The sequence below is a fragment of the Sphingomonas sp. genome (assembly GCF_019242355.1).
Lineage (GTDB): Bacteria > Pseudomonadota > Alphaproteobacteria > Sphingomonadales > Sphingomonadaceae > Sphingomicrobium.
On the sequence record NZ_JAFAVR010000170.1, the window covers coordinates 1 to 5,002 of the forward strand.

Annotated in this window: 4 protein-coding genes and 1 pseudogene; 3 read left to right on the forward strand and 2 right to left on the reverse strand. The window is 66.2% G+C overall.

Features of this window, described 5'->3' with window-relative positions; translation table 11 throughout:
• Window positions 1–696, forward strand: a 696-nt coding sequence (locus JOZ79_RS08650; RefSeq protein ID WP_294073251.1) for a glutaminyl-peptide cyclotransferase, incomplete at its 5' end; no start/stop codon positions are given.
• A 22-nt stretch (window positions 697–718) separates the two neighbouring features.
• Here the strand turns inward: JOZ79_RS08650 and JOZ79_RS08655 are convergent.
• Window positions 719–1,618 carry a pirin family protein gene (locus tag JOZ79_RS08655; protein ID WP_294073253.1) on the reverse strand — a complete coding sequence of 300 codons (900 nt, stop codon included), beginning with the start codon at window positions 1,616–1,618 and terminating at the stop codon, window positions 719–721.
• Window positions 1,619–1,736: 118 nt separating this feature from the next.
• Between JOZ79_RS08655 and JOZ79_RS08660 the strand changes: the two genes are divergently transcribed.
• Complete coding sequence (locus JOZ79_RS08660) at window positions 1,737–2,342, forward strand: DUF6445 family protein (protein ID WP_294073254.1); 606 nt, start codon at window positions 1,737–1,739, stop codon at window positions 2,340–2,342.
• A 19-nt stretch (window positions 2,343–2,361) separates the two neighbouring features.
• On the opposite strand, the gene JOZ79_RS08665 is transcribed toward JOZ79_RS08660, so the two are convergent.
• Window positions 2,362–3,078 (reverse strand): glutathione S-transferase, encoded by a 717-nt coding sequence (locus JOZ79_RS08665; protein WP_294073256.1) that lies wholly within the window; start codon window positions 3,076–3,078, stop codon window positions 2,362–2,364.
• 409 nt (window positions 3,079–3,487) lie between these two features.
• Between JOZ79_RS08665 and JOZ79_RS08670 the strand changes: the two are divergent.
• Window positions 3,488–5,002 (forward strand): annotated as a pseudogene (locus tag JOZ79_RS08670) (autotransporter domain-containing protein); the annotation flags it as partial.

Genomic DNA, 5,002 nt, shown 5'->3' on the forward strand with positions numbered 1-5,002 from the left:
GTCGAACCGGCCCGCGTCATCCGGGAGTATCCCCACGACCGCCGCGCCTTCACCGAAGGTCTCTTCTATCTCGACGGCTTTCTCTACGAAAGCACGGGCGAGCTCGGTCGCTCGGGCTTGCGCAAGGTGGACCTCGCGACGGGCCGCGTGATCCGGCAGGTGGCGGTGAACCCGCCGCTCTACGGCGAGGGCATCGCGCCGTGGCGTGGGAACATCCTCAGCCTGACCTGGAAGAACGGCGTCGGGTTCCGCTGGTCTCGCGACAATTTCAGGAAGCTGTCGAGCTTCCATTATCCGGGCGAAGGATGGGCGCTGACCAGTGACGGCAAGAGCCTCATCATGTCCGACGGCACCGACACCCTGCGGTTCGTCGATCCCGCCAGCTTCCGGCCGCGGCGCCTCCTGCGCGTGACTGCAGATGGGCAGCCGGTCACCGAGCTCAACGAGCTGGAATATGTCGATGGAGAAATCCTCGCCAACATCTGGCTGACGAACCGGATCGCCCGGATCGACCCGGCCAGCGGCCACGTGATCGGCTGGATCGACGTCAGCGCGCTTCACGCCCGTGCCGGCAACACCGAAGAAAACGACGTCCCGAACGGAATCGCCTGGGACGCAGCCCATCGCCGCCTGTTCGTCACCGGCAAGGACTGGCCGGTGCTGTTCCAGATCGCGCCGCCCAAGCGGGAGCACTGACCGGGGGGGCGGGGCCCGCGCCTCAGGGATAGCTGACGGTCTTCGGGACCTCGGGCAGCGGAATGAACTCCTGGTCGTCGCCGGGAACCAGCGGGAAGCGCTGCGCCTTCCAGTCCTCCTTCGCCTGGTTGATACGATCGCGCGACGAAGACACGAAGTTCCAGAATACGTAGCGCCGCGTCGCGAAGGCCTCGCCGCCCATCAGCATCGCGCGGGCGCCCCCGGCGCTGGCCAATCTCGCGGTGTGGCCCGGCCTCAGGACGTAGAGCGCGAACAGCTCCAGCGCCTGCCCATCAAGCTCGGCGCGTCCATCGACCAGCATCACCGCCCGCTCGTCGGCAACCGCATCGATCGGCACGGATCCACCGCTCCCAAGCAGGATATCGGCATAAATTGTCGCGCTGTCGCAGCGGGTCGCGGCGGCCGCACCCCAGAGGCTACCCATCAGCACTCGCGCCGACGACCCGCCGTCCCCGACCAGCGGCAAGGCCTCGCCCGGAACATGATCGAATGCCGGCTCGACCTCCTCGCGCCCGTCCGGAAGCGCGAGCCAGGTCTGCATCCCGTAGAGACTCGGCCCGTCCGGGCGAAGCGCCTCGGGCGAGCGCTCCGAATGGACGATGCCTCGCCCCGCAGTCATCAGGTTGATCGCGCCCGGCTGGATCACCTGGTCGGAACCGACGCTGTCGCGATGCTCGATCGTGCCCTCGAACAGGTAGGTGACGGTGGCGAGATTGATGTGCGGGTGCGGCCGCACGTCCATGCCGCGCCCGGCCGGGAGTCGCGCCGGCCCGAACTCGTCGACGAAGATGAACGGCCCGACCATCGTCCGCTGCCGAGCCGGCAGCGCGCGCCGAACCTTGAAGTCGCCGAGGTCGTGCGTGACCGGGGTAATCGTCATTTCGAACGCGGATTCGACCATCACTCGTCTCCCATCGCGAACCGGTCGGTCACGGAACAGCCCACGCCCTCCGTCGGCCCTGGGCGCGCTTTCATCTAATGGCAGTTGCCTGGACGCGCACCCCTCCTACGCCAGGGCAATGGGGCTCGCACTGACCGTCATCGACGATTTCCTCGGCCGGCCCGAAGACTTCCGAGCCCATGCGCTGCGCCTCAACTATGCGACCACGGGAGAATATCCGGGCCGCAATTCGATCGAGCACATCCAGATCGAGGGCCTCGAACGCCTCGTCTCGACCCTCGTGGGAGAACGTGTTCGAGTTCCGCTGCCCCTGCAATCGCACGGCAGCTGTCGCCTTACGCTGGCGCGGGACAATGAGACGCGCGGCAAGATTCACATCGATCCGACGCACTGGTCGGGCATCCTCTACCTCAGTCGTCCGGAGGATTGCCGCGGCGGCACTGAATTCTACCGGCATCTGCCGAGCGGCATGGACTATGTCCCGCGCGACCTGCCCAGCCTCAACGCGGTCGGATATGCCTCCTACGACGACTTCCGGAAAGCCGTCGACGAGGACTCCCTCGATCGGTCGAAGTGGGAGCTGACGATGACGGTGCCGATGCGGTTCAACCGCCTCGTCCTCCTTCAGCCGCAATATTGGCACACCGCGGGCCCTGGCTTCGGGGACAGCCTCGAAAACGGCCGGCTCGTCTATCTGATGTTCTTCAAGCGATGGAACTCGTGACCGATCAGCGGCCCGTTCCTCACTTCTCGCCGTCCAGCTCGGGATAGTGGCGAAAGATACCGTCCTGGTTGAACGGGATCCGGCGCTCACTGGAAAGGTAATCGGCAAGCTCGGGCAGCTTTGCGACCCGGTCGCGCAATGCGAGCGACAGCGGCAGCGTCGGCGCAAGCGCCTTCATCCGCCGCGGGAAGGCGTAGCGGAGCCCCTCGATCAGCTGGAACAGCGACAGGTCGACATAGCTCCAGCGCTCACCGGCCAGCCACGGGCCGCGATCCGACAGCACCGCTTCGAAATAGCCGAGGAACTTGGGCATCCGCTCGGCGCGGAACGATTTCGCCGCGCGCGCCGCCTCCGCCTTCTGGTCGTGGTAGTAAGCGCTCATCGCGACCGGATGGTGGACGTTGTGCGCCTCGGCCACGATGTCGGCGATGGTCAACTGAAGCTGATGGGCGAAGCAGCGCGGATAGGGCCGGGACAGACCGACCCCATGATGATCGCCGAGGTACAGCAGGATGTTCGCCGTCTGCGCGAGGCAATGGTCGCCGATCAGCAGATAGGGCGGTGCGAACGGCCGCTCGCCCAGCCGCGCTCGCATGTCCTTGACCAGCGCCTCGCTGCCCTCTTCGCGGGCGCGGTCGCGATAGGCGATGCCGCCCGCCTCCAGCGCCAGCCGGACGAACTCGCCTCGTCCGGGGATTTCTGGCCAGTACCACAGGTCGTAAGGCTCGTCCGCCATCGCTGCTCTCTCCCGGAGCGCTCGCGCGGATCGACAGTTCATGGACCCGCTGATGCGACAACTCCCCAAGCGCCGCATGGATCATCCGCTGCCCCTCGGTTCGGCCCTTTTTCCGTGAATTCAACGCGTTCGCCAGGGCGGACGAGCAGCACCGGCCGAAGCCGCTTGAACAGTCGTCGGAACTGCAGTAACGGCCGCGTTATTCAACTAACACACCAATGCTCCGGCGTTCATCGGAGCTTCAGAGTTTCAGGCGCCTTGAAGCGTCTGTCAGGGGGGCTGAACAGGTGGCATCGGCCGCCTTTTTTGAATCCCCTTGATCGAGACTTTGCACTTCGGGCCGGCCCTGAAGGTGCGGAGGCTCACGTGCATCACCGCCGCGGCGACCCCGCGACCAGGAGGATTGAGAATGCGCAACCTGTTGACGACCAGTGGCCTTGGCGCTCTTGCCGCGGTTCTTGCGACCCCGGCGGCTGCCGACCAGACGATCAGCACGGCGGTCACCACTCCGGTCGCGACGAACGGTCAGGACATCACGATCACGTCGACGGGATCGGTGAAGCCGTCCTCCGGCGCTGCCGTGACGATCAACAGCAGCAACAGCGTCACCAACCAGGGCGCGATCGCGATCAGCGGGGCGAACAATTCGACCGGCATCCTGGCCGACACCAACCTTACCGGAATCATCAGCAACACCGGCACGATCACCATCGACGAAACCTACGCGCCGAGCGACACCAACGGCGACGGAGTGCCCGACGGACCATTCGCGCAAGGCACCAACCGGTTCGGGATCCACGTCCTTCCGGGCGGAACCTTCACCGGTGCCGTCAACATTGGCGGCGACATCAAGGTGAAGGGCAACCACTCCGCTGCCGTCGCGATCGACAGCACGCTTGCCGGCTCGCTCACCATGACCAAGGGCACCGTCTCGGTCCTTGGCGATAACAGCGTCGGGATCCGCACTTCGAACGTCACTGGCAATGTCCAGCTCATCAACGGAGCGGTGGCCGCGCAGGGCGCCAATTCGATTGGCGTGGACATCGCCGGCGATGTCGGCGGCTCCGTCTCCATCCAGAATGCCGTGAGCGCGACGGGTTATAGCGCGGCGACCGCGCCTGCCGACACGTCGAAGCTCGGCGCCGACAACCTGCTCCAGGGCGGTCCGGCGGTCGCCATCTCCGGCAACGTCGCGCATGGCATCATCTTCGACGCCGCGCCAACCGCCAGCACGACCAACACGGACGTCGACGGCGACGGCATCCCCGACGCATCCGAAGGCACGGCCGCGATCAACAGCTATGGCTCCGCTCCCGCCGTCCTGATCGGCTCCGCGACCGCCGATACCACCGTCGGAGTGCTGTCGGGATCGTCGGATGGTCTCGTCACAAAGGGCGCGATCGGCGGCCAGGGCGTCTACACCGGCGTTTCGGCGACGGGCATCCAGATCGGCGGCCTCGGCCATAACGTGACGATCGATGGCGGGATGACCGTTGGCGGTGGACTCGGCGCGCTCGCCATCAACGCGGACGCGACGGCGTTGCGTCTCGGCGCAGGCGCTCACGTCCCAGCCGTCAAGGTGACCGGCATCATCCAGGCGACCGGGGGCGGAACTGCGACCACCGGCGCCCAGGCCATCTCCATCGACGCCGGTGCATCGGTCGCATCGATCACCAACAGCGGCTCGATCACGGCGAGCCTGAACGGAACCGACGGAACCGCAACCGCGATCGTCGACAGGAGCGGTACGGTCGGCCTGATCCAGAACTCCGGAACGATCACGGTCACCAATGCCTCCACCCTTGGCGACAATGGAATCGCGATCGATCTCAGGGCCAATTCCACGGGCGCGACGGTGCAGCAGATCGCCGGCGCGAGCGGATCGCCGGCGCCTTCGATCAGCGGCAACATCCTGTTCGGCGGC

What these genes read in the sequence shown, in the direction of transcription:
- JOZ79_RS08655 (WP_294073253.1), bottom strand. Translation starts at nt 1,618, where the DNA reads ATGGTCGAATCCGCGTTCGAAATGACGATTACCCCGGTCACGCACGAC.
- JOZ79_RS08660 (WP_294073254.1), top strand. Translation starts at nt 1,737, where the DNA reads ATGGGGCTCGCACTGACCGTCATCGACGATTTCCTCGGCCGGCCCGAA.
- JOZ79_RS08665 (WP_294073256.1), bottom strand. Translation starts at nt 3,078, where the DNA reads ATGGCGGACGAGCCTTACGACCTGTGGTACTGGCCAGAAATCCCCGGA.